Annotated in this window: 22 protein-coding genes and 1 tRNA gene; 18 read left to right on the forward strand and 5 right to left on the reverse strand. The window is 61.0% G+C overall.

The window, feature by feature from the left end; genetic code table 11:
- Nucleotides 1-105: 105 nt before the first annotated feature.
- Genes CLU94_RS18070 through eutC form a run of 5 tightly spaced genes read left to right on the forward strand, consistent with a single transcriptional unit; the run spans nt 106 to nt 4,970 of the window.
- Nucleotides 106-666, forward strand: coding sequence for a GbsR/MarR family transcriptional regulator (locus CLU94_RS18070; RefSeq protein WP_257218865.1), 561 nt, complete (start codon nt 106-108; stop codon nt 664-666).
- Nucleotides 663-1,304 (forward strand): DUF4166 domain-containing protein, encoded by a 642-nt coding sequence (locus CLU94_RS18075; protein WP_099666633.1) that lies wholly within the window; start codon nt 663-665, stop codon nt 1,302-1,304. The genes CLU94_RS18070 and CLU94_RS18075 overlap by 4 nt, the downstream gene beginning before the upstream one ends.
- Nucleotides 1,301-2,764, forward strand: a complete 1,464-nt coding sequence (locus CLU94_RS18080) for a TIGR01777 family oxidoreductase (protein WP_099666634.1) — start codon at nt 1,301-1,303, stop codon at nt 2,762-2,764. The genes CLU94_RS18075 and CLU94_RS18080 overlap by 4 nt, the downstream gene beginning before the upstream one ends.
- A gap of 34 nt (nt 2,765-2,798) precedes the next feature.
- Nucleotides 2,799-4,187, forward strand: a complete 1,389-nt coding sequence (locus CLU94_RS18085) for an ethanolamine ammonia-lyase subunit EutB (protein WP_099666635.1) — start codon at nt 2,799-2,801, stop codon at nt 4,185-4,187.
- Between the two features lie 9 nt (nt 4,188-4,196).
- Nucleotides 4,197-4,970, forward strand: coding sequence for an ethanolamine ammonia-lyase subunit EutC (eutC, locus tag CLU94_RS18090; RefSeq protein ID WP_099666636.1), 774 nt, complete (start codon nt 4,197-4,199; stop codon nt 4,968-4,970).
- On the opposite strand, the gene tsaD is transcribed toward eutC, so the two are convergent.
- Nucleotides 4,971-6,011, reverse strand: a complete 1,041-nt coding sequence (tsaD, locus tag CLU94_RS18095) for a tRNA (adenosine(37)-N6)-threonylcarbamoyltransferase complex transferase subunit TsaD (protein WP_099666637.1) — start codon at nt 6,009-6,011, stop codon at nt 4,971-4,973. It lies immediately after the preceding gene.
- 209 nt (nt 6,012-6,220) lie between these two features.
- On the opposite strand from tsaD, the gene CLU94_RS18100 reads away from it, so the two are divergent.
- On the forward strand, nt 6,221-6,631 hold the full coding sequence (locus CLU94_RS18100; RefSeq protein WP_099666638.1) for a nitrite reductase (NAD(P)H) small subunit: 411 nt from the start codon (nt 6,221-6,223) through the stop codon (nt 6,629-6,631).
- Nucleotides 6,632-6,676: 45 nt separating this feature from the next.
- Here the strand turns inward: CLU94_RS18100 and CLU94_RS18105 are convergent, their stop codons facing one another.
- Nucleotides 6,677-7,738: a 3-deoxy-7-phosphoheptulonate synthase gene (locus CLU94_RS18105; protein WP_099666639.1), complete on the reverse strand. Its 1,062-nt coding sequence runs from the start codon at nt 7,736-7,738 to the stop codon at nt 6,677-6,679.
- 150 nt (nt 7,739-7,888) lie between these two features.
- The gene (locus tag CLU94_RS18110) at nt 7,889-8,566 is read right to left on the reverse strand and encodes a hypothetical protein (RefSeq protein WP_099666640.1); all 678 of its coding nucleotides are present in this window, start codon (nt 8,564-8,566) and stop codon (nt 7,889-7,891) included.
- A gap of 147 nt (nt 8,567-8,713) precedes the next feature.
- On the opposite strand from CLU94_RS18110, the gene ybiB reads away from it, so the two are divergent.
- From ybiB to CLU94_RS18160, 10 genes are all read left to right on the forward strand, one after another.
- Nucleotides 8,714-9,706 (forward strand): DNA-binding protein YbiB, encoded by a 993-nt coding sequence (ybiB, locus tag CLU94_RS18115; protein ID WP_099666641.1) that lies wholly within the window; start codon nt 8,714-8,716, stop codon nt 9,704-9,706.
- 56 nt (nt 9,707-9,762) lie between these two features.
- Nucleotides 9,763-10,977 carry an NAD(P)/FAD-dependent oxidoreductase gene (locus CLU94_RS18120; protein ID WP_099666642.1) on the forward strand — a complete coding sequence of 405 codons (1,215 nt, stop codon included), beginning with the start codon at nt 9,763-9,765 and terminating at the stop codon, nt 10,975-10,977.
- A 183-nt stretch (nt 10,978-11,160) separates the two neighbouring features.
- A complete protein-coding gene (rpsU, locus tag CLU94_RS18125; RefSeq protein WP_008451879.1) occupies nt 11,161-11,373 on the forward strand; it encodes a 30S ribosomal protein S21 in 213 nt (70 codons plus the stop codon).
- A 195-nt stretch (nt 11,374-11,568) separates the two neighbouring features.
- Nucleotides 11,569-12,021: a GatB/YqeY domain-containing protein gene (locus CLU94_RS18130; RefSeq protein WP_076567823.1), complete on the forward strand. Its 453-nt coding sequence runs from the start codon at nt 11,569-11,571 to the stop codon at nt 12,019-12,021.
- 130 nt (nt 12,022-12,151) lie between these two features.
- Nucleotides 12,152-13,948 carry a DNA primase gene (dnaG, locus tag CLU94_RS18135; RefSeq protein ID WP_099666643.1) on the forward strand — a complete coding sequence of 599 codons (1,797 nt, stop codon included), beginning with the start codon at nt 12,152-12,154 and terminating at the stop codon, nt 13,946-13,948.
- A 464-nt stretch (nt 13,949-14,412) separates the two neighbouring features.
- Nucleotides 14,413-16,653, forward strand: a complete 2,241-nt coding sequence (rpoD, locus tag CLU94_RS18140) for an RNA polymerase sigma factor RpoD (protein ID WP_099666644.1) — start codon at nt 14,413-14,415, stop codon at nt 16,651-16,653.
- A gap of 109 nt (nt 16,654-16,762) precedes the next feature.
- Nucleotides 16,763-16,841: transfer RNA gene (locus tag CLU94_RS18145), tRNA-Ile, on the forward strand.
- Between the two features lie 369 nt (nt 16,842-17,210).
- Nucleotides 17,211-17,474, forward strand: coding sequence for a tyrosine-type recombinase/integrase (locus tag CLU94_RS18150; protein WP_257219077.1), 264 nt, complete (start codon nt 17,211-17,213; stop codon nt 17,472-17,474).
- Between the two features lie 28 nt (nt 17,475-17,502).
- Complete coding sequence (locus tag CLU94_RS18155; protein WP_180278695.1) at nt 17,503-18,981, forward strand: KAP family P-loop NTPase fold protein; 1,479 nt, start codon at nt 17,503-17,505, stop codon at nt 18,979-18,981.
- A gap of 209 nt (nt 18,982-19,190) precedes the next feature.
- Entirely contained in the window at nt 19,191-19,526 is a 336-nt protein-coding gene (locus CLU94_RS18160) for an FKBP-type peptidyl-prolyl cis-trans isomerase (protein ID WP_099666646.1), read from the forward strand.
- A 15-nt stretch (nt 19,527-19,541) separates the two neighbouring features.
- On the opposite strand, the gene CLU94_RS18165 is transcribed toward CLU94_RS18160, so the two are convergent.
- Both CLU94_RS18165 and CLU94_RS18170 read right to left on the reverse strand, forming a co-directional pair.
- Complete coding sequence (locus CLU94_RS18165; RefSeq protein ID WP_099666647.1) at nt 19,542-20,018, reverse strand: DUF2726 domain-containing protein; 477 nt, start codon at nt 20,016-20,018, stop codon at nt 19,542-19,544.
- Between the two features lie 97 nt (nt 20,019-20,115).
- Complete coding sequence (locus CLU94_RS18170) at nt 20,116-20,829, reverse strand: YjjG family noncanonical pyrimidine nucleotidase (RefSeq protein ID WP_099666648.1); 714 nt, start codon at nt 20,827-20,829, stop codon at nt 20,116-20,118.
- Nucleotides 20,830-20,960: 131 nt separating this feature from the next.
- Here CLU94_RS18170 and CLU94_RS18175 point away from each other — a divergent pair, with 131 nt between their 5' ends.
- Both CLU94_RS18175 and CLU94_RS18180 read left to right on the forward strand, forming a co-directional pair.
- Complete coding sequence (locus CLU94_RS18175) at nt 20,961-21,686, forward strand: pyridoxine 5'-phosphate synthase (protein WP_099666649.1); 726 nt, start codon at nt 20,961-20,963, stop codon at nt 21,684-21,686.
- Between the two features lie 5 nt (nt 21,687-21,691).
- Nucleotides 21,692-22,204, forward strand: coding sequence for a DUF2947 family protein (locus CLU94_RS18180; protein ID WP_099666650.1), 513 nt, complete (start codon nt 21,692-21,694; stop codon nt 22,202-22,204).
- The last annotated feature ends 32 nt before the right edge of the window (nt 22,205-22,236 follow it).

Genomic DNA, 22,236 nt, shown 5'->3' on the forward strand with positions numbered 1-22,236 from the left:
GCCTAACAGAACCGTAGCGAGCGGCAGTGATTTGTGGCCGAGAAGCGCAGCTGTGCTTGAGCACAGTGAGCATCGCAGACCGCAAAGCGCGACGCGGAGTAGATTATGGTAGGCGTTCTGAGTCCGACCACGCAAAAATATATTCTGCACTGGGGGGAAATGGGCACCCGCTGGGGCGTCAACCGCACGGTGGCGCAAATCCATGCGCTGCTGTTCCTGGCCAACGAACCCTTGACGGCGGAAGACATCGCGGCCAGCCTGAACGTGGCCAGGTCCAACGTCAGCAACAGCCTGAAGGAATTGCAAAGCTGGGGCCTGGCGCGCATCACGCACGTGATGGGGGACCGGCGCGACCATTTCGTCGCCCTGCAGGATGTGTGGGAAATCTTCCGCGTCATCATGGAAGAGCGCAAGCGGCGCGAGATCGACCCTACCCTGACGGTGCTGCGCGAATGCGCGATCGAGGGCGAGCACGATGCGGCGATACCGCCGGCGACGCTGGAGCGCATGGGCGAAGTGCTGGCGTTTCTGGAAATGCTCAGCAGCACCTACAGCGACTATAAGAACCTGCCGCCGGCGACCCTGCAGCGCATGCTATCGATGGGCGGCAAGGTGGCCAAGTTCCTCAGCCCGGAAGACAAACCGGGCAAGCGCGGGGAATCATGAACGGCCCCTCGGAAGGAGAACTGTTCAAGAAGGTGATGGGCGAGCAGTGGCTGACCCTGCACCCGGACATCCGCCGCCGCTTCGAGAAAAATCCCGCGCCGGGCCAGCCCCTGTATTACCGCGGTGAACTCAGTGAGCTTACCAGTTCGCGCCTGGGAAAATGCCTCGGCTGGCTGACGCGCCCCTTCATCGATGGCGCCCTGATTCCGCATGACGACCACGACTTCCCCGTGGATATCGAAGTCTATTCGCGCCCCGGCTGCCCCTTCATCTTCAAGCAGCGCACCTACCGTTTGCATGGGCGCGCGCCGATCCGCTTCACCTCCTACATGGCCGAAAGCGCCAGGGGCGAAGTGCTTGAATACGTGGGCATGGGCCTGGGCATGAAGCTGCTGCTCCACGTCGAGGATGGCAATCTGCACTTCACCAGCGACGGTTATTTTTGGGACCTGTTCGGCTGGCGCATGCCGCTGCCCGGCGTGCTCACGCCCGGCAAGACCTATCTGTGCCACCGCAACGAGACGCCGCAGCAGTTCAACATCCGCATCGAGATACGCCACGCGCTGTTCGGCACCACGTTCACCCAGGCGGGCGTGTTTCGCGAGTCCGCCGCACCGGAAATGAAGGAAACACCATGAATACGCATCTGCTGGCCCTGCAACTGATGGCGGCGCAAGGCTGCCTGGGCGCCTTCGACACCATCTACCACCATGAAATCACGGAGGCGCTGCCGCAAAAGGCGTCCGCACGGCTGGAATTGACCATCCATGCGACGCGCGCCCTGATCTACAGCCTGCTGTTCGTGGGCCTGGCTGCCTGGGAATGGCATGGCGCCTGGGCCTGGGTGCTGGTCATCGTCTTTGGCGTGGAAATCGTGCTGACCCTGTGGGATTTCGTCGTGGAAGACCAGACCCGCCTCTTGCCCGCCACGGAGCGGGTCACGCATACTGTGCTGGCGATTAACGCGGGCGCCTTCATCGCCTTGCTGGCCCTGAACAGCAGCGAGTGGGCCACGTTGCCGACGGCTCTCGTGTGGCAGCCGTATGGCTGGCTCAGCGTCTTCCTCGCCCTGTGCGGCGTGGGCGTGGGCTTGTCCGGCCTGCGCGACGCGTATGCCGTGTGGCAGCTGGGCCGGCGCAAGGTGCAGGAAAAGCAAGAGCAGGAAGAGCACCTGCGCTTTGCCGCCGCGCCGCAGTCCGTGCTGGTGACGGGCGCCACGGGTTTCATCGGCCAGCAACTGGTCAGCGCCTTGCTGGCCGATGGGCATGCGGTGACGGTGCTGACGCGCCAGCCGAAACAGGCCGCGTGGACCTTCGATGGCCAGGTGCGCTGCATCGACTCGCTGGACGCATTGGCGGATGCGCAGCGCATCGACATGGTGGTCAACCTGGCCGGCGCGCGCATCGTCGGGCGGCGCTGGACGGAGGCGCGCAAGGCGGCGCTGCGCCGCAGCCGGGTGGCGCTGACGCAGGAACTGGTGGCGTGGATCGCCCGCGCGCAGCACAAGCCGCGCGTACTGCTGTCGGCATCGGCCATCGGCTATTACGGCGTGCAGCCGCAGGGCGACGCCACGGAATTGACGGAGGAGAGCGCGCCGCAAGCCATCTTCATGTCGCAGCTGTGCCAGGAATGGGAAGCGGCCGCGCGCCAGGCGGAGGCATTTGGCGTGCAGGTGGGTTGCATGCGCTTTGGCCTCGTCTTCGGCCACCAGGGTTCGCTGCCGCAGATGCTGCTGCCGATCCGCTTCGGCGTGGGCGGCCCGCTGGGCAGCGGCAAGCAGTGGGTCACGTGGGTGCACGTGCGCGACGTGATCCGCGGCATCGCCCATTTGGCGCGCCGCAGCGAAGATGCCATCGTCAGCGGCGCCTACAACTTCTGCGCGCCGGAAGCGATTGAACAGCGCCGCTTCGCCCGGGTGGCGGGCGCCGTGCTGCACCGCCCCAGCTTCCTGCCCACGCCGGCCTTCGTCATGCGCGCCATGCTGGGCGAGCAGGCCGACTTGCTGGTGGAAGGCCAGCGGGTCGCGCCGCGCCGGCTGCTGGGCGAAGGCTTTGCCTTCCGCTACCCACAGCTGGAAGGGGCGCTGCGCAGTTTATAAGTTGGCGTAAGATGGGGATGGGAGGAACCGAACCATGCCCCGCTTCAGCCATACGATAGATAGTCATACCTATGCCTTCGCCAGCCTGAAGGAGCTGCTGGCGAAGGCCACGCCGCCCCGTTCGGGCGATGTGCTGGCCGGCGTGGCGGCCGCCAGCGCGCGCGAACGGGTGGCGGCGCAGCTGGCGCTGGCGGACGTGCCCTTGTTGACCTTTCTCAATGAGGCGCTGGTGCCGTACGAAGACGATGAAGTCACGCGCCTGATCATCGACAGCCACGAGCGCGCCGCCCTGGCGCCGATTTCCCACCTGTGCGTGGGCGATTTCCGCGACTGGCTGCTGGACGACGCGACGGATACGCCAACGCTGTCCCAGGTCGCCGCCGGCATCACGCCGGAAATGGCGGCCGCCGTCTCAAAAATCATGCGCCTGCAGGACCTGGTGCTGGTGGCCCGCAAGTGCCTTGTCGTCACGGCCTTTCGCAATACCCTGGGCCTGGAAGGCCGCCTGTCCACGCGCTTGCAGCCGAACCATCCGACGGACGACGCCACGGGGATTGCCGCCTCCATCCTCGATGGCCTGCTGCTGGGCAGCGGCGACGCCGTGATCGGCATCAATCCCGCCACCGATAATGTGGCGCAGGTGGTCGCGCTGCTGCACCTGCTCGACGCCGTCATTGATCAATATCAGATTCCCACGCAGTCGTGCGTGCTCACCCACATCACCAATACGCTCGAGGCGATACGTCGCGGCGCGCCCGTCGACCTGGTATTCCAGTCGGTGGCGGGCACGCAGGCGGCCAACCGCAGCTTCGGCATCGACCTGTCCCTGCTGGCCGAGGGCCAGGCGGCGGCCCTGTCGCTGGGGCGCGGCACGGTGGGCAACAACGTCATGTATTTCGAGACGGGGCAGGGCAGCGCCCTGTCGGCCGGCGCGCACCACGGCATGGACCAGCAAACGTGCGAGGCGCGCGCGTATGCGGTGGCGCGCGCCTTCCAGCCGCTGCTGGTCAATTCCGTGGTGGGCTTCATCGGCCCGGAATACCTGTACGACGGCAAGCAGATCATGCGCGCGGGGCTGGAAGACCATTTCTGCGCCAAGCTGCTTGGGCTGCCCATGGGCTGCGACGTGTGCTACACCAACCACGCGGAAGCGGACCAGGACGACATGGATGCCTTGCTGACCATGCTGGGCGTGGCCGGCTGCAATTTCATCATGGGCGTGCCGGGCGCGGACGACATCATGCTCGGCTACCAGAGCACCTCGTTCCACGACGCCCTGTACGCGCGCCGCGTGCTGGGCCTGCGTCCCGCGCCCGAATTCGCGGCCTGGCTGGCGCGCATGCGGATCACGGATGCGCAGGGTAGTCTGAACACGGCGCTGGCGCCCGCCTTCCAGGCGGCCCTGCTGCGCCTGGAAGGCTAGGGAGGATACATGGACGAGAAAAGCCCGTGGCAGGCGCTGCGCGCGCATACGGCGGCGCGCATCGCGCTGGGGCGCCGCGGCGTGAGCGTGCCGACCAGCGCGCAGCTGGCGTTCCAGCTGGCCCACGCGCAGGCGCGCGACGCCGTGCACCTGGCGCTCGATGGCGGCGCCCTGGCGCAGACGCTGACAGAACAGGGGCTGGCCAGCGTGCAGCTGCACAGCGCCGCCGCCACGCGTGCCGACTACCTGCAGCGGCCCGACTTGGGCCGCCGGCTCGACGATGCTTCACGCGTGCGGCTGGCCGCCTTGCCGCAAGGCGTGGATCTTGCGCTGGTGGCGGCCGATGGCCTGTCGGCGCTGGCCGTGCAGCGCCACGCGGCGCCCTTCCTGGCCGCCTTGCGCGCACGGCTGGCGCTGGAAGCGTGGACGCTGTCGCCGTTGCACATCGTGGCGCAGGGACGGGTGGCGGTGGGCGACGAGGTGGGCGAGTTGCTGAAGGCGCGCGCCGTACTGGTGCTGATCGGCGAGCGGCCGGGCCTCAGTTCCCCGGACAGTCTGGGCCTGTACCTGACGTGGGCGCCAAAAACAGGCTTGCTGGACGAGCGCCGCAACTGCATCTCGAACGTGCGCCCCGAAGGGCTGGCGTATGCGCAGGCCGCGTACCGGCTGCATTATCTGCTGTCGCAGGCGTTCAGCCGGCAGCTGTCGGGCGTGGGATTGAAGGATGAAACGGTGGCGGAAGGCGCGGCCCTGGCGGGCGCGCGCAACTTCCTGCTGGAGTGATCAGACTTCGCGGATTTCGTCCAGCGGCCAGCGCGGGCGCACGTTGAACGAGTAATCGTGCTTGGCCGCCTGCGGGTTGATTTGCAGGCGCATGGCGCCGGCAAAGGCGATCATGGCGCCGTTATCGGTACAGAATTCCAGCTCCGGGTAATACACTTTGAAGCGCTTCTTGGCGGCGGCCGCGTTGAGCGAGGCGCGCAATTGCGCGTTGGCGCCCACGCCGCCGGCGATCACCAGGCGTTTCAAGCCCGTGTGCTTGAGGGCCGCCACGCATTTGGCCGTCAGCACGTCGACGATGGCGTCGACGAAGCCGCGCGCGATGTTCGCCTTGTCCTGTTCGCAGATATTCGCGATGACTTTTTCTTCATGGTTCTTGACCACGGTCAGCACGGCCGTCTTCAAACCGGAGAAACTGAAATTGAAATCCTTCGAGTGCAGCATGGGACGCGGCAGCTTATAGGCCAGCGGGTCGCCGAATTCGGCCAGGCGCGAAATGGCGGGGCCGCCCGGATAGCCCAGTCCCAGCAGCTTGGCCGACTTGTCGAACGCTTCGCCGGCCGCGTCATCGAGCGTTTCGCCCAGCATCGTGTACTGGCCCACGCCATCGACGCGCATCAGCTGCGTATGGCCGCCGGACACCAGCAGGGCGATGAAGGGGAATTCCGGCGGCTCCGATGCCAGCAGCGGCGACAGCAGATGGCCTTCCAGGTGGTGGATGCCCAGCACCGGCTTGTTGATGGCCAGGCCCAGGCTGCAGGCGACGGACGACCCGACCAGCAGCGCGCCGGCCAGGCCGGGCCCCTGCGTATAGGCGATGGCGTCGATCTCGGGCAGGGTGATGCCGGCCTTGGCCAGGGTTTCTTCCAGCAGCGGGATGGCGCGGCGGATATGGTCGCGCGACGCCAGTTCCGGCACCACGCCGCCATATTGCTCGTGCATGGCTACTTGCGAGTAGAGGGCGTGCGACAGCAGGCCGCGTTGCGTGTCGTACAAGGCCAGGCCGGTTTCGTCACAGGAGGATTCGACGCCAAGAACAATCATGAAGGTACTGAATAGGGAGGAGTAATCCGCCATTGTAAAGGAAAGCCGGCTGGTCCACCGTGCGGCGGGCGCACCATTTCGGCGGCAGTGTGCACTTGCGCAGTGCGCCGCGGCGGGTTTTTTCCCCGCATTTTGGCCATTTTTCGCCCGTGCGGCACTGGCACCGCTCTTGCTTAGACAGGCGTGTGCCTTTCTCGAGGGAGCTAGCGATGTCGGAACAATGGAAAATGATTTGCCGCCTGAAGGACATGCCGCCGGCGGGCGCGCGCATGGTGCAGCGGGGCCTGGCGTGGCAGGACTTGCCGGGCGTGGCGTTGTTTCGCGCCCTGGATGACACGGTGTACGCGTTGCTCGACACGGTGCCATGCCTGGGCGGCCCGCTGGCGCACGGGGTGCTGATGGAGAAAAACCTGATGGGACCGAAGAACAGCTGGATCATCGAACTCGATTCGGGCCGCCTGGTGGCGCCCGTGCAGGGCATGGCGCGCACGTACGCCGTGCGCATCCTGGACGGGCGCATCTACCTGGACGTCAATGAACTCAATATCCCGGCCAGCAAGGCGGAACAGGCGCTGGCGGGATCGTTCGCCGTGCTGCCGCATGTGCAGATGGCAGTGTGAAAAAAAACGGCGCACAGGGCGCCGTTTTTCGTCTCCGCGAGAGGCTTACGCCGGGCGGTTCAACAAGTGCGCATGCGCGTCGCGCAGCATGGTCGCCGTCGTGTCCCAGTCGATGCAGCCGTCGGTGACGGAGCAGCCGTAGGTCAGTTGCGACAGGTCTTGCGGGATCTTCTGGTTGCCGCCGACGATATTCGATTCGATCATCACGCCCACCAGCGAGCGGTTGCCCTGGCGGATCTGGTTGACCACGTCGGCCATCACCAGCGGCTGCAGTTCCGGCTTCTTGTAGCTGTTCGCGTGCGAGCAGTCGACCACCAGGTTGGCGGGCAGCTTGGCCTTGGCCAGCGCCTGTTCGGCGATGGCGATCGAGACCGAATCGTAGTTCGGACGGCCGTCGCCGCCGCGCAGCACGACGTGGCCGTACGCGTTGCCGCGCGTGCGCACGATGGCCACGTTGCCTTCGCCGTTAATGCCCAGGAAGGAGTGCGGGTGCGCCGACGACAGGATGGCGTTGACGGCGATGCTGATGTCGCCATCGGTGCCGTTCTTGAAGCCGACGGGCGTCGACAGGCCGGACGACATTTCGCGGTGCGTCTGCGATTCCGTGGTGCGCGCGCCGATGGCCGTCCAGGCGATCAGGTCGCCCAGGTATTGCGGCGAGATGGGGTCCAGCGCTTCGGTGGCGGTGGGCAGGCCCAGTTCGCACACGTCGAGCAGGAACTGGCGCGCCTTTTCCATGCCTTCGTTGACCTTGAACGAGTCGTCCATGTACGGATCGTTGATATAGCCCTTCCAGCCCGTGGTGGTACGCGGTTTTTCGAAATACACGCGCATCACCAGCAGCATCGTGTCCTTGACTTCCTCTTGCAGCGCTTTCAGGCGGCGCGCGTAATCGAGGCCGGCGACGGGGTCGTGGATCGAGCACGGACCGACGACGACGAACAGGCGCTGGTCCTTGCGGTCGATGATGTTGCGCAGCGCTTCGCGGCCGCGGCTGACGGTGTCGAAGGCGCTTTCCGACAGGGGCAGCTTGGCGTGCAGTTCGGCCGGTGTCGGCATGGGCGCGAAAGAGGTGACGTTGATATTTTCGATGTCTGGCGTATTCATGATTCTGGCTCGGCTTTCGCTATTGCGTTCTTTAAGAGGCAATAGTGTAGCGGAAATGCGGCCTGGCGGCGGGGATGGGGCCAAAACTGGAATGGCTGAGTTGTTTTTATGGCAGGGCGGGCACGCCGCCGGCCCCTTGCTTCCGGGCGCTCAATGACCGCCGGCCAGGCTGGCGCCAACGCTGTAGCGGGCGATGCGCGGGTAGTTGCCGGCCAGCTCGGGCGGCCGGGACAGGCCGGGATGGCGCCGTACATGCGCAAGTATGGCGCTTTCGTGCTGGCGTATCTGCGTATCGAGGCAGGCGATCTGCTGGCGCAGCAATTGATGCAGCGCAATCTGGCCCGCATGGAAATGGGTTTCCAGGCGCGCCATTTCCTGCTGGCGCAGCTGCCGCACGGCTTGCAGGCGGCGCAGCCACTGGCGCAGCTCCACGTAGGCGGGCGAAGGCGGCGTCCAGGGGACAGGGCGTGCCGCCGCGCAATACTTGGCCAGCACCACGGCGCCGCGCACCGCGCCGCCGGGCAAGCCGCAGCCGCGCGCATACGCTTCCAGCCGGCCGGGCTCGGCATCGCAGACCAGCATGCCCATGCCGGCCAGCGCGCTGGCGGCCGCCTCGCTGTGCGGCTCGTTCACGCGCATGCAGACGCGCAAGCCCATGACGGACACGTCGTTCCTTTGCAGCCAGCTGCGCAGCCAGCGGTAGCCGGCCACGTCGTTTTCCAGCACCTTGCACAGCACTTCGCCGCCCGAGAGCAGCACGGCTTTCAGCAGCAGCTTGCTCGTTTCGATGCCGACGAAGGCCGTTTCCTGTTTGCTTGCGTGTTCCATGATGAGTCCTCCTGTGCAGTCTTATACGCAGCGGTGGCGCGTTTGGATGCAGTTCCATCCAAGAAATAGCTTGAAAGACTGTTGCATTGGCGTCCATGGCGGCTTCCAGCCCGTCTGCAAGGGGGAGAATCCGTGTAAACTGGCGCCATGACGACTGTTTCCATCCCCCATACCGATGTGGCCGGCGAGCCATTCCCCGCAGCACGTTTCATCAAGGAAATAGGACGCGGCAAGAACGGCGCGCGCAGCATGACGCGCGATGACGCCCGCGCCCTGTACCGCGCCATGCTCGAGGGCCGCGTGTCGGACCTGGAATTGGGCGGCATTTTGTTGTCGATGCGCATCAAAGGCGAATCCGTGGACGAGATCGCCGGCTTCCTCGACGCGGCCGAAGCGTCATTCGTCCCGCTGGCCGCGCCGGCCGGGGAATTCGCGCCCATCATCATTCCCAGCTACAACGGCGCGCGCAAGATGGCCAACCTGACGGCCTTGCTGGCGCTGCTGCTGGCGCGCGCGGGGGCGCCCGTGCTCGTGCATGGCGTGACGAGCGACCCGGGCCGCATCACGACGGCCGAAGTGCTGGCCGCGCTGGGCGTGCCCGCCTCGCCGGACCATGCGCAGGCCGAGGCCGCCATGGCGCGCGGGGAAGCCGCCTTCCTGCCCATCGCCGCGCTGGCGCCGCGCCTGGCGCACATGCTGTCCCTGCGGCGCGTGCTGGGCGTGCGCAATTCCACGCACACCCTGGTGAAAATCATGCAGCCGTTCGCCAGTCCCGCCCTGCGCCTGGTGTCGTACACGCACCCGGAATACCTGGAAATGCTCGGTGAATATTTTCTGACGGCATCAGATCCTGCGCGCGGCGACGCTTTCCTGATGCGCGGCACGGAAGGCGAAACGGTGGCCAACGCCAACAAGGCGCAGCAGATCGACTGGTTTCACGGGAGCGAACGCACGGTGCTGGTGGAAAAGCAGTTGCTGGTGGAAGAGTTGCCGCACTTGCCGGCCGAGCGCGATGCAGCCACCACGGCCGCCTGGATCGCCGCCGTGCTGCGCGGCGAGGTGCCCGTGCCGCCGTCGATCGCCGAGCAGGTGGAGCAATGCCTGATGGCGTCGCGGCAGATTGCAGCACGGCCGCGCTAGCCGCGTCGCCGCAGTTTACAATGGCGTCTTTGTAATCAGCGGTGACCGGAATTCTTATGGCAAAACAATTTGATGTGGCAGTGATCGGCGCGGGCGCGGCCGGCATGATGTGTGCGGCTGTTGCCGCCCAGCAAGGCAAGCGCGTGGTGTTGATCGATCACGCGGCCAAGCTGGCCGAAAAGATCCGCATCTCGGGTGGTGGACGGTGTAATTTCACCAATATTAACGCCACGCCACAAAATTTCCTCTCGGAAAACCCGCATTTCTGCAAGAGCGCCCTGTCGCGCTACACGCCGCAGGACTTCCTCGCGCTGGTGAAAAAATACCGGATCGGCTACCACGAAAAGCACAAGGGCCAGCAATTCTGCAATGAATCGGCCGAGCAGATCATCGACATGCTCAAGGACGAGTGCGCCGCAGGCGGCGTGCATTGGCGCATGCCGTGCAAGATCGACAATGTTATCCAGCAAGAAGATGGCGGCTTCGTGCTGCAGACCGATAGCGGCGACATCGAGACGGCCAGCATCGTCATCGCCACGGGCGGACTGTCGATCCCGAAGATCGGCGCCACGGATTTCGCCTACCGCATCGCCAAGCAATTCGATTTGATGATGGTCGAGCCCCGTCCGGCCCTGGTGCCGCTGACGTTCGACCCGGCCAGCTGGGCGCCGTTCGCGGAACTGTCCGGCATCGCGCTGGAAGTGGATGTGGAAACGGGCAGCCTGAAAGGCCGCAAGGCCACGGGCGCGCGCTTCCGCGAAGATTTGCTGTTCACCCACCGCGGCTTGTCGGGCCCGGCGATTCTGCAGATTTCCAGCTACTGGCTGCCGGGCGAGCCCATCGTCGTCAACCTGTTGCCGGAAGTGGACGTGGCGCAGACCTTGATTGAAGGCAAGGGCACCTTGAAGAAGCAGCTGGGCAATATCGTCGCGCAATGGCTGCCGCAGCGCCTGGCGGACTGTTTGCTGGCCGTCAACGGCCTGGCGCCGGATGCGCGCATCGCCGACATGCCCGACGCGCAGCTGCGCAAGCTGGGCCAGGCCATCAATGCCTGGTCCATCGTGCCGAACGGTTCCGAAGGCTACCGCAAGGCCGAAGTGACGCGTGGCGGCATCGACACGCGCGAACTGTCGCAGCAGACCATGATGGCGAATAAGGTGCCGGGCCTGTATTTCATCGGTGAATCGGTCGATGTGACGGGCTGGCTGGGCGGCTACAACTTCCAGTGGGCCTGGGCTTCCGGCGTGGCGGCAGGTATTGCCTTGCAGTAAGCAAGTCTGTAGGATGGGGTTCTGGCGCCCGGTGCGCCGACCCCGGTGCGTGGTTTACGCCACATTCCGGCAGCGACCGCAGGCTGCATGCCGCACGCAAGTGGGGGAGGGGCTTCCCTTTCCGAATAAAAGCTGCTACTATCTATCTCTTCCTATACACCACCTCAACGGTTTGAATTTTACATGACCACTATTCGCCTTAAAGAAAACGAGCCGTTCGAAGTCGCAATGCGTCGCTTCAAACGCACCATCGAAAAAACGGGTCTGCTGACCGAATTGCGCGCACGCGAATTCTACGAAAAGCCAACAGCTGAGCGCAAGCGCAAGCTGGCAGCTGCTGTCAAGCGTCATTACAAACGCATCCGCAGCCAACAACTGCCGAAAAAATTATTCTAAGACTGTTCAGTCAGAACCAACCCGGGTAGTTCGGCGCATTGTTCGCCACGGGTTTTGTTTTGATTCGCCTGAAGTGATACTTCAGATGAGTCGCATACCCGCTCCGGTTCGCCGCAGCGGGTTTTCGCTTTTGTGGCTGCCTGCTTGGAGTACACAGATCAGCATCGAGCCCTACTTACCAACACGAGGATTGCCATGAGCTTGAAAGAACAAATTACCGAAGACATGAAAAACGCCATGCGCGCCAAGGAAGCGGGCAAGCTGGGCACGATTCGCCTGTTGCTGGCGGAAATCAAGCGCAAGGAAGTCGACGAGCGCATCGAATTGACGGATGCCCACGTGACGGCCATCGTGGAAAAGATGATCAAGCAGCGCAAGGATTCGATCACCCAGTTCGAAGCCGGTGGCCGTGCCGACCTGGCCGATATTGAAAAAGCCGAGCTGGTACACCTGATCGGCTACATGCCTGCGGGCCTGTCGGAAGAAGAAGTGGCGGCCGAAGTGGCTGCCGCCGTGGCCGCCTCGGGCGCCGCCGGTCCGCAAGACATGGGCAAGGTCATGGCCATCGTCAAGCCGAAGCTGGCTGGCCGCGCCGACATGACGGTGGTGTCCGCCCTGGTCAAGAAAGCCTTGACGCCGGCAGCGTAAGCATACAATAGTAGCAAGGGCTGCCAGTCGTCGCGCTGGCAGCCTGTTAACAGCCCACACGTTGACCTGGCTCAACCTCAGGCCGCGTGCGGTAGTATAGTCTGACCTATAACAAGACCCGCCCTAGCCAGTGATACCTCAATCCTTCATTTCCGATTTGCTCAACCGCGTCGATATCGTCGACGTCGTGGGGCGCTATGTGCAACTGAAAAAAGGTGGCGCCAATTTCATGGGCTTGTGCCCGTTCCACAGTGAAAAATCGCCCAGCTTTACCGTCAGCCCCACCAAGCAGTTCTATCACTGCTTCGGCTGTGGCGCGCATGGCACCTCGATCGGCTTCCTGATCGAGTACTCGGGCATGGGCTTTGTCGACGCCGTCAAGGACCTGGCGCAGAACGTGGGCATGGTCGTGCCGGAAGCGGACGATAAAATTCCGCCGGCCCAGCGCGCGCAGATCCAGGCGCAGAGCCTGGCCCTGTCCGACGCCATGACGCAGGCGTGCGATTATTACCGCGGACAATTGCGCCACGCGCCGGAAGCCATCGCCTACCTCAAAAACCGGGGCTTGACGGGCGAAGTGGCCGCTCGCTTCGGCATGGGTTTCGCGCCCGGCGGTTGGGACAACCTGCGCTCCGTCTTCCCCGATTACGACGTGGTGGCGCTGGCCGAGGCTGGTCTCGTGATCGACAAGGTCGATGAAGAGGGCAACAACCGCAAGCGTTACGACCGTTTCCGCGAACGCATCATGTTTCCGATCCGCAATACCAAGGGCCAGGTCATCGCCTTTGGCGGCCGCGTGCTCGACCATGGCGAACCGAAATACCTGAACTCGCCGGAAACCCCCTTGTTTTCCAAGGGTTTCGAACTATATGGGCTGTTCGAAGCGCGCCAGGCCATCCGCGACGCCGGCTATGTGCTGGTGACGGAAGGCTATATGGACGTCGTTGCCTTGGCGCAGATGGGTTTCCCGCAAGCCGTGGCCACCCTGGGCACGGCGTGCACGCCCACCCACGTGCAAAAACTGCTGCGCCAGACGGATAACGTGATTTTCAGCTTCGACGGCGACAAGGCCGGCCGCCGCGCCGCGCGCCGCGCGCTGGAAGCGAGCCTGGCCCACGTGTCGGACAATAAAACCATCAAATTCTTGTTCCTGCCGTCGGAACACGATCCGGACAGCTACATCCGCGAATTCGGCGCCGAGGGCTTCGAGCAGCAAGTGCATGAAGCCATGCCGCTGTCGCAATTTTTGCTGAAAGAAGTGTCGGGCGAGCATGATCTGTCGGAGCCGGAAGGGCGCGCCCGCGTGCAGTTCGACGCCAAGCCGCTGCTGCAGCTGATGGCGCCGTCGTCCCTGCGCCTGCAGATCGTGCGGGGACTGGCGCAGCTGACGCAGTCCACGCCGGCCGAGATCGAAGCCCTGTTCGAGCTGGCGAAACCCGTTGCCGTGGCGCATCGCGCGCCGCCGAAATCGGGACGCCCCGTGCCTGTCGGTCTGGAATTGAAGATCATGCGCATGCTGGTGGCGCATCCGCCCCTGACGATGCGCATCGACGAAGCCGCCCTGGCCGCCTTCCAGCACCTGGGGCCGGATGCGGCGCATAGCCTGGGGCAACTGGTGGCCGTGGGCCAGGCGTTGGGCGAGCACGGTAGTTTTGCCGCGCTGGCACAGCAGTTGAAGGAGCTGGGCAGCGAGTATGACGAGATCATCGGCGAGATCGCGGCCGGTACGGAATCCGATTACGACAGCGAATTGTCGTGGTTGGTGAGCACCATCCGCGAGATCAAATTGAATGCCTTGAAGGCGGAATTGCAGCAATTGTTTGCGTCGGGTTTGCCATCCGAGAAAATTGGTGTACGCTACCGCGAAATCATGCAGGAGCAGGGGGCGCTGGAACGCGAGCGCGATGCCGAGTTGGTGAATCGCTAACCTTGCCTTGAGGGTATGGCGCGCACTGGAAAAACATTTTTCGCGTGCTATAATTAAATGCTAAGTATTGTGTGCTTTGGCAAGCTAGTTCTGTTTCGTAAATAGTATTTGTTTTCAGTAAGTTAGGCTCTTGATCGGCGCGGTGGATCGTGTCGGCAGCCAGGGCCAACTGGCGTTTTCGGCGTTGCGGGCAAGGCTCGCAGACGCTGGCAAGCCGCGCCAGGCTCTCGCTCCCAACGCGGTCGATGCAGGAATTTTTGCCGAGGCGGCTGGCAACAGCCGGTGGACAGGAATTGCTGCGCTTCCCGCGGATCGTGGCCGATGAGGTGTAAGTAACGTAACAGTGTCGAATTTGCGTAGTCGGCAGGTTCGAAGATGGTGGTTCCCGCAGGTAGACAGGGAACTGGCAGCAAACTTTATCCTAATCCACCGTAAAGCAAGTCGTTGTGTAATCGAAAGCGCCTGTGCCAATCAAGAAACCCGAATCCAAAGCGGCTGCAAAGCCCACTAAAGTTACCACGAAAGCCGAAAAGGCGCTCGACCGGCCAGAAGCGCGCGTTACCAGCGCGCCCGTGGTCAGCCAGACCACCGACGCTGCCACCCTGGCAGCCATCGATACGTCCGGTTATGTCTTGCCGTCGGTAAAAGTGCCAGGCCGCCGCGGCCGCAAGCCAAAAGAATTCCAGCCAGAAAATGATGAAGTCGCCGCCCTGAACGCCGTCGAGCGGGCCGAACTGAAGGCCGTCGACAAGGCCAAGGCCAAGGACCGCAAGGCGAAAGAGCGCGCGCTGCTGAAGGACGCTTTCTCGTCCGACACGGAAGCGAGCGAGGAAGAACTCGAGCGCCGGCGCCAGAAACTCAAGACATTGATCAAGTTCGGCAAGGAACGCGGTTTCCTCACGTATGCGGAAATCAACGATCACTTGCCCGAAAACATCGTCGACCCGGAAGCCATCGAAGGCATCATCGGTACCTTCAATGACATGGGCATCGCCGTCTACGAGCACGCGCCCGATGCGGAAACGTTGTTGCTGTCCGATAACGTTGCCGTCGTCACCAGCGATGACGAGGCGGAAGCTGCGGCCGAGGCCGCATTGTCGACCGTCGATTCCGACTTCGGCCGCACCACCGACCCCGTGCGCATGTATATGCGCGAAATGGGCTCGGTCGAGCTGCTGACGCGCGAAGGCGAGATCGAGATCGCCAAACGCATCGAAGATGGCTTGAAAGACATGATCCAGGCCATTTCCGCCTGTCCCGTGACGATCGCCGAAATCATCGCCGCCGCCGACCGCATCGCCAACGAAGAGATCAAGATCGACGAAATCGTCGACGGTCTCGTCGATGAAAACGAGCCGGTCGCCGCCGCCCCTGTCGTCGCCGCCCCCGTCGAGGAAGACGAGGAAGAAGGCGAAGCGGAAGAAGAGGAAGAAGAAGAGGAAGAAGAAGCGAGCGCGTCGGGCGCCGCCGGTTTCTCCGCGGAACAGCTGGAAACCCTGAAACGCACGGCGCTGGAAAAATTCGCCGTCATTTCGCAGCAGTTCGACAAGATGCGCCGCGCCTTCGAAAAAGAAGGCTACAACTCGAAACCGTACGCCAAGGCGCAGGAAGCCATTTCGCAAGAATTGCTGGGCATCCGCTTCACGGCCAAGGTGGTGGAAAAGCTGTGCGACACCCTGCGCGGCCAGGTCGATGAAGTGCGCCATATCGAAAAGCAAATCCTCGACGTGGCCGTGAACCGCTGCGGCATGCCGCGCGCCCACTTCATCAAGGTCTTCCCGGGCAATGAAACCAACCTGGACTGGGTCGATGGCGAAGTCAACGCAGGACATGCGTACAGCGCCATCCTGGGCCGCAACATTCCGACCGTCAAGGAACTGCAGCAGCGCCTGATCGACCTGCAAGCGCGCGTCGTCTTGCCGCTGCCGGACTTGCGCAACATCAACCGCCAGATGGCGGCCGGTGAAATGAAGGCGCGCAAGGCCAAGCGCGAAATGACGGAGGCCAACTTGCGCCTGGTCATTTCGATCGCCAAGAAATACACGAACCGCGGCCTGCAATTCCTCGATTTGATTCAGGAAGGCAATATCGGCCTGATGAAGGCCGTCGACAAGTTCGAGTACCGCCGCGGCTACAAGTTCTCCACGTATGCGACCTGGTGGATCCGCCAAGCCATCACGCGCTCGATCGCCGACCAGGCGCGCACGATCCGCATTCCCGTGCACATGATCGAGACGATCAACAAGATGAACCGGATTTCCCGCCAAATCCTGCAGGAAACGGGTGCGGAACCCGATCCGGCCACCCTGGCGATCAAGATGGAGATGCCCGAGGACAAGATCCGCAAGATCATGAAAATCGCCAAGGAACCGATCTCGATGGAAACGCCGATCGGCGACGACGACGATTCCCACCTGGGCGACTTCATCGAAGACAACAACACCCTGGCGCCCGCCGACGCAGCCCTGCACGCGTCCATGCGGGGCGTGGTCAAGGACGTGCTCGATTCCCTGACGCCGCGCGAAGCGAAAGTGCTGCGCATGCGTTTCGGCATCGAGATGTCCACCGACCACACGCTGGAAGAAGTGGGCAAGCAATTTGACGTGACGCGCGAGCGCATCCGCCAGATCGAAGCCAAGGCGCTGCGCAAGCTGCGCCACCCATCGCGCTCCGACAAGCTGAAAAGCTTCTTGGAAGGCAACTAGAAGCCAATAGGGCTTGACGTGCGCCCCTGATACCCCTATCCTCGCGTGTCCGTTTCCAAAACGGCCGCGCGAGGCGGGCATCAACAGCGCCGCCACGCCGCAGTCCCCTGGGCCTCTAGCTCATGCTTGGTTAGAGCAGCGGACTCATAATCCGTTGGTGCCGTGTTCGACTCACGGGAGGCCCACCAGAATTTGCAGCAATAGAACGAGCCCCGGCGGGTAACTGCTGGGGCTTTTTTTATGCGCGAAACATTCACCTCATGGTTTTGTGATTCGGGCATGCTAGCCGGCATTGCCACTAACTTCAGCTTTATAGCGATACGAAGCGCATAAGAGGCGTTGCGCACTTTGCCTGCCGTTCGATCTTGTGTTTGCAATTACGTATGCTACAGGCCATTATTGTTGTTCAACGTGGCTATGGTTGGGCTTTTGTTTGAATGGCGGACTTGACCCTGCCATCACGCAGATCAATCAAAGACTCGTAAGGCAATCGAGGTACCATTAAATTTTGATGCAATGCGTGTATTAACAATTCAACTTGGACTACATCCAGTACGATTTTTTACTATAAAGGTGCACCAGTTACACAAGTCACTACCGCAACTGGGTATAAAGCGCTAAAAAGGGTGGGAGTTGAAGATTTTCGATGGCATGATTTGAGGCATACTTGGGCCAGATGGTATGTGCAGAATGGAAGCCCATTGAACGTTTTGCAGGAATTAGGTGGATGGGAAAGCGCTCAAATGGTAAGGCGTTATGCTCATTTTTCTGCATCTAATTTAGCTTCATATGCTTATGGGTTACCAAATTTCTTAAGGTAGTTGTATTTATTTCTTTGAGGGGATTTGTGTGGTAAATAATTTTTGGGCGAAAGATGTTTTGGGGCGCAAGGAAAATGCAGCCTATTTGCAACAGTATTTAACACAAAGATACCTTGCACGAAGAAATGAGGACGGTTTCGTCCTTGCAATTAATGCTGAATGGGGGTTAGGTAAAACATTCATGTTGCGGTGCTGGCAGGAGGAATTAATTCACTCTGGCTATGCCGCTGTATATTTTGATGCCTGGAAGAATGATTTTACTCCGGAACCATTAGTTGCTTTCATATCTGAAATTGATGAAGGTTTTTCACCAGCTTTTAAAAATATTCCACGTGCAAAAAAAATCTTTAGAGAGGCAATTAAGAGTTTCAAACTGGCATTGAAACCAGCAATGAAGGCCGTTGCAATGGGAGTTGCCAAACATGGATTTGGATTGTCGGCTGATCATGTTAGTACTCTGATTGCGGACGCTACTGGGAATAGTCCAGTTGCTTCAAACAGAGAATTAATGCCAAGTATCGTTGATCTTGAGAAAAGTATGACATCTGCTGTTGATGCTGCTCTTAAGCAACATAAAAATACGAAACAAGCTGTTATTTCATTTAAAGAGAAGTTATCATCACTTGTTTCAGTTTTGAGCGAAAATGAGCAATTAGGTTTGCCGCTATTTATATTTGTTGATGAGCTTGATCGATGCCGTCCGGATTATGCAATTGAATTGCTTGAAGGGATAAAACATTTATTTGGTGTGCCTGGCGTTTACTTCATTGTCGCGACCAATATGCAGCAGCTTGGTGAATCAACTAAGGCTATATATGGTTCGGGTTTTGACGGTCATAGATATTTGAAACGATTTTTCGATATGGAGTACTATCTTCCTCTGCCGGATTCTAGGAAATATGCAGAATCGCTATTTTTAAATTCAACATTGCCACCAGCAAAAAATTTTGTCACATTTGAAGGAGATTTAACTTTTTCAAATTATGAGTTTTTGCCATTTATGTTCTCTGTGTACGCAGATCATTTTGGCTGTGGTCTGCGTGATCAATTTCAGGCGATGAAGATATTTGAGGCGGCGCTATACTCAGTGAAAGAACGAAAAATACATCTTCATTTCCTAATGTTTTTGACTCTGCTTTATCAGAGGTCTCCTACAGTGTATGAGGAGATATTTAGATCTCATGCAATAACTGATGTAGGTGGATATTCAGCAATTATTTCTAAATTGCCTAATGTTGGATTTCATATACCAAGAATTTCGGCCAGTGGGGAGCGTTATCAGGCGTTAGTTTCTCCTTTGGCTATTGCTAGAGTTTATCTTGAAACAATTTTTTTAAGCTCAAAGGAAGCGAATAGGAATACCGTGACTCATGACGAATTTCCTAAGGTTTTAATAGATTCCTTAAGACGGGATGCTTTTGGACAAGAGTATAAGAAACACTATGTAAGTGAGTATTTTAATATCATTCGTTCTGCTGGAGCTTTTTCGGAACGTATCAGTAGCTAATAAAGTAAAATTTTTGGTCGAATGATTTTTGTTGTTTGATTTGAAATCAGGTCGAGCATGTGTCTCATAATCCGTTGGTGCCGTGTTCGACTCACGGGAGTCCCACCAGAATTTAGCAGCAATAGATCAAGCCCCGGCGGGCAACTGCCGGGGCTTTTTTCGTGCTGTCGTACAATCGCGGCATTGCGATTTATCAAGGATGAAATGAGATGACGGCTGAAGTGAAGATGGACGATATCGTGGTCGGTGACGGCAAGGCGGCGGCGCGTGGTGCGCTGATCACGGCGCATTACCGGGGCTGGCTGGAAGATGGGACGGAGTTTGACTCGTCGCACAAGCGGGGCGAGCCTTTCCGCTGCGTGTTGAGCAATAACAAGGTGATCCAGGGCTGGATTCTGGGTTTGCACGGCATGCAGGTGGGCGGCAAGCGCAAGCTGTGGGTGCCGGCGGCGCTGGCGTATGGCGAGCGGCAGGTGGGCTTGATTCCGCCAAACTCCAATTTGGTCTTCGAGATCGAGTTGCTGGAAGTGCTGACGCGCGATTGATACGCGATGGTGTCATCAGGCCGATACGACGCCGGCTTTTTTCAGCAGCAGTTGCTCGACATCGGCGCGCAGCGCCTGCTGCGTGGGGAAATTGGCATAGCGCAAGGTCACATAGCTGGCCAGCCTGAGCATGGCGTCGCGCTCCCTGTCCTGGCGTTCGCGGCCGTTGTGGCTGCTGTCGTCGAGCTCGATCACGGCGATGACGTGCAGTTGCTGGCTGCACAGGACAAAATCGGCCACCTTGCGGTCGAAACGGTTTCTGTTCGCCCATCCCTTCGCCGTCACCAGCGCGGAAAACGCCACTTGCGCCAGCACCGTGCATTCCGGCAATGCCGTTTGCAGCAGGTGATACATCTGCTGCTCGCGCGCCGTCATGACGGGTTTTCTGTGCAGCCGCAGCGGCGCACGGGACTTCGCGTTTCCGCGCACGGCCAGCATGGCAAAGAGCAGGAGCAAGGCCGCGATGGCGAGCAGGACGGTGTAGGAAGGCATGGGCAGGCATCAGGATGGACGAGTACTGATGGTACGCGAACTGCAGCGTGTTTTCGTGCCGCTGTCGGCGTATTTCAGGTGCAGCCTTTGTTGAAGATCAAGCCTGTTTCAAGTTGATCTGCATCACGTCCAGCGCCGGCACGATGTCTTGCAGGCTGGCCACTTCATAGGTAGGGGTGGCGGCCGACGTATTGGCCATGCTGTCCGGGTTGAACCAGCAACTGTCGATGCCGTAGCGGTTGGCGCCCAGGATGTCGGCGTCCAGCCGGTCGCCGATGATGATGGTCGTGTCCTTGCTGCATGCGCGCGCCATGTTGGCCGCGTATTCGAAGAAACGCACATCCGGCTTGGCGTGGCCGCACGCTTCGGAGGTGGCGACGAAGGAAATGTAGTCGCCCAGGCCGGAGGCGGCGATGCGGCGGTTCTGGATGGACTCGACGCCGTTGGTGATGATGCCCACTTCGCCGATACGCGACAAGGTTTCGCACACTTGTTTGGCGCCATCGATGAGCACGACCGTGTCCGGCAGGGAATCCAGATACAGCCGGCTGGCCAGTTCCGGGTCGATGGCGATGCCGTTCAGTGCAAACGTCTTGCGGAAGCGCTCCACCTTCAGGAAATCCTTGCTCACGTCACCCGTTTCGAAACGTTTCCACAGGTCGACGTTGATCGCCTGGTATTGGGAAAACAAGCCGTCGATGCCGTCGCGCAAGCCCAGTTCGTGCATGGTGTGCAGGAACGAGCGTTTTTCGGACGCACGGAAATCGAGCAGGGTATCGTCCAGGTCAAACAGGAATAATTTGTATTTCATGGCATGTTGTTGAAAGCGTGGAAATCTATCTTGCATCGTAGCACGTAGCGCTGAGTTCGGTTGGTCGTGCCCTGCGCGGGCGATCCGCTACAATCGCTGCCACACCTGTTACCCTCATTCCATACCCGCACATGACCCAGCTCTCCGTCAACGTCAATAAAATCGCCTTGCTGCGCAATTCGCGCGGCCGCAACTTCCCGGACCTGCTCGCATTTTCCGCGCGCTTTCTCGACCTGGGCGCCGCCGGCATCACCTTGCATCCGCGCCCTGACCAGCGCCATGCGCGCTACGACGATGTTGCCCCGTTGCAGCGCCTGTGCGCGGAGCGGGGGCGCGAGCTGAATGTGGAGGGGTATCCGACGGCGGAATTTCTGGAAATAGTGAAAAGCGCGCGCCCGGCGCAATGCACCCTGGTGCCGGACATGCCGGGGCAATTGACGTCCGATCACGGCTGGGACATCGAACAGCACGCAGCGCTGCTGCGGCCCGTCATTGCGGAATTGAATGACCTGGGCATCCGCGTCAGCCTGTTTGTCGATGCCGACTACCCGGCGCTGGAATGGGCGCGCGAAGTGGGCGCGGCGCGGGTCGAGCTGTACACGGAGCGGTTTGCCGAAAGCCATGGCAGCGAGCACGGCGATAGCGTATTCGATACGTATCTGCAGGCGGCGCGGCGGGCGCAGGCGCTGGGACTGGGCGTGAATGCCGGGCATGACCTGGATCTGCACAACCTGGCGCGTTTCCTGAACATTCCCGGCATCCTGGAAGTGTCGATCGGCCATGCGCTGGTGGTCGAGTGCATCGAGCAGGGCATGGACAAGGTGCTGGGCCGCTACCTTGAGATATGTCAATCCTAGGAGTCTTGGACGACGACGCTGGCCGGCCGCTGCAACCTGACGCGGACTGGCCGTTCTTCGATGCCGATTTCTCCAACCCCGCACAGATGCGGGCGCAAGTGCAAGCGCTGACGCCCCACGCCGCGGCGCAGTTGTGGGCGCGCCATGTGTCGGCCCAGCCCGATGAAACGCACCCGATGCAGTTGCGCGATGGACACCGCCTGCAGCCAACGGTATCGGGGCCGGACTGGCTGGCCGAGTTTGATGCCGTTTCCAGCGAGCACCCGGCGCAATCGGGACGCGTGGCCGCCTTTCTCGCTTCCCACTTTCACGCTGCCGGGGCGGCCCCCGTCCTGTTCATGGCCAGCCGGGAGCGCGCCTATGCGCTGACACCCGCCGCGCTTGCCGCATGCTGGCCTTGCTTGCTGGCCATTTCCGATGAAAGTCCCTTGCTGTACCAGCCAGTGACCGGCAAGTTCGTCTGGTGCCGGCCGCATGGGGCGCTGGCGGGTGGCGAGGACAAGCTGCAGTCCGTTTAACCGGAACGATAGACTCATGCGTCCATTCGGTA

Origin of the sequence: Janthinobacterium sp. 13 (genome assembly GCF_002749695.1) — a bacterium.
Taxonomy (GTDB): domain Bacteria; phylum Pseudomonadota; class Gammaproteobacteria; order Burkholderiales; family Burkholderiaceae_D; genus Janthinobacterium; species Janthinobacterium kumbetense.

Excerpts from the sequence above, each read along its gene's own strand:
- CLU94_RS18170 (WP_099666648.1), bottom strand. The coding sequence starts at position 20,829 with ATGAAATACAAATTATTCCTGTTTGACCTGGACGATACCCTGCTCGAT.
- CLU94_RS18070 (WP_257218865.1), top strand. The coding sequence starts at position 106 with ATGGTAGGCGTTCTGAGTCCGACCACGCAAAAATATATTCTGCACTGG.
- CLU94_RS18100 (WP_099666638.1), top strand. The coding sequence starts at position 6,221 with ATGTCGGAACAATGGAAAATGATTTGCCGCCTGAAGGACATGCCGCCG.
- CLU94_RS18120 (WP_099666642.1), top strand. The coding sequence starts at position 9,763 with ATGGCAAAACAATTTGATGTGGCAGTGATCGGCGCGGGCGCGGCCGGC.
- ybiB (WP_099666641.1), top strand. The coding sequence starts at position 8,714 with ATGACGACTGTTTCCATCCCCCATACCGATGTGGCCGGCGAGCCATTC.
- eutC (WP_099666636.1), top strand. The coding sequence starts at position 4,197 with ATGGACGAGAAAAGCCCGTGGCAGGCGCTGCGCGCGCATACGGCGGCG.
- CLU94_RS18160 (WP_099666646.1), top strand. The coding sequence starts at position 19,191 with ATGACGGCTGAAGTGAAGATGGACGATATCGTGGTCGGTGACGGCAAG.
- CLU94_RS18085 (WP_099666635.1), top strand. The coding sequence starts at position 2,799 with ATGCCCCGCTTCAGCCATACGATAGATAGTCATACCTATGCCTTCGCC.
- CLU94_RS18075 (WP_099666633.1), top strand. The coding sequence starts at position 663 with ATGAACGGCCCCTCGGAAGGAGAACTGTTCAAGAAGGTGATGGGCGAG.
- CLU94_RS18130 (WP_076567823.1), top strand. The coding sequence starts at position 11,569 with ATGAGCTTGAAAGAACAAATTACCGAAGACATGAAAAACGCCATGCGC.
- rpsU (WP_008451879.1), top strand. The coding sequence starts at position 11,161 with ATGACCACTATTCGCCTTAAAGAAAACGAGCCGTTCGAAGTCGCAATG.
- CLU94_RS18080 (WP_099666634.1), top strand. The coding sequence starts at position 1,301 with ATGAATACGCATCTGCTGGCCCTGCAACTGATGGCGGCGCAAGGCTGC.
- CLU94_RS18175 (WP_099666649.1), top strand. The coding sequence starts at position 20,961 with ATGACCCAGCTCTCCGTCAACGTCAATAAAATCGCCTTGCTGCGCAAT.
- CLU94_RS18110 (WP_099666640.1), bottom strand. The coding sequence starts at position 8,566 with ATGGAACACGCAAGCAAACAGGAAACGGCCTTCGTCGGCATCGAAACG.
- tsaD (WP_099666637.1), bottom strand. The coding sequence starts at position 6,011 with ATGATTGTTCTTGGCGTCGAATCCTCCTGTGACGAAACCGGCCTGGCC.
- CLU94_RS18165 (WP_099666647.1), bottom strand. The coding sequence starts at position 20,018 with ATGCCTTCCTACACCGTCCTGCTCGCCATCGCGGCCTTGCTCCTGCTC.
- CLU94_RS18105 (WP_099666639.1), bottom strand. The coding sequence starts at position 7,738 with ATGAATACGCCAGACATCGAAAATATCAACGTCACCTCTTTCGCGCCC.